This window comes from Oceanobacter sp. 5_MG-2023, from assembly GCF_030548165.1.
Lineage (GTDB): Bacteria > Pseudomonadota > Gammaproteobacteria > Pseudomonadales > Oceanobacteraceae > Oceanobacter.
The window spans coordinates 1-638 of sequence record NZ_JAUORS010000072.1 but is presented as its reverse complement, the minus strand read 5'-3'; the positions used below and the strand labels follow the sequence as shown (position 1 = coordinate 638).

The window sequence follows — 638 nt, the reverse complement described above, 5'->3', positions numbered from 1 at the left end:
GCCACCGATGGCGCCGGTCACTTCACTGATCAGACCGTGACGCTGGCGGTCAATGATCTGGATGAGTCAGGACCGGTCTTTAACTCCGGCACGTTGGCGGATGCCATTGATGAAAACTCTGGCGCCAGTTCGGTTATTTACACCGCAGCGACCAATGACGCGACGGCGGTTTATAGCCTCTTAGGTACAGATGCGTCACTGTTCAGCATCAACTCAGCCACCGGTGAAGTCACCTTATTGGCCGACGCTGATTACGAGACCAAACCAAGCTACAGCTTTACTGTCACCGCCACCGATGGAGCCGGTAACTTTACTAATCAGGCCGTTACCCTGGCGGTCAATAACTTGGATGAAGCAGCGCCAAGCATTACGTCTGGCGCGACGGCCATTGCGATCGATGAAAACAGCGGTGCCGGCAGTGTGATTTATACCGCCACTGCTGATGACTCTGCTGATATTTCTGATGGTGTGACTTTCTCGCTCTCTGGCGACGATGCCGCGTATTTCAGCATCAACTCAGCCACCGGTGAAGTCACCTTGTTGGCGGATGCGGACTACGAGACCAAACCAAGCTACAGCTTTACTGTCACCGCTACCGATGGAGCCGGTAACCACACCGACCAAATCGTTACTTTAGC

The 638-nt window shown here is 54.1% G+C and carries 1 protein-coding gene; it reads left to right on the top strand.

Going from position 1 to position 638, the window contains the following annotated elements; genetic code table 11:
* On the top strand, positions 1 to 638 hold a 638-nt coding region (locus Q4551_RS16185; RefSeq protein ID WP_303434962.1), incomplete at both ends, for a cadherin repeat domain-containing protein.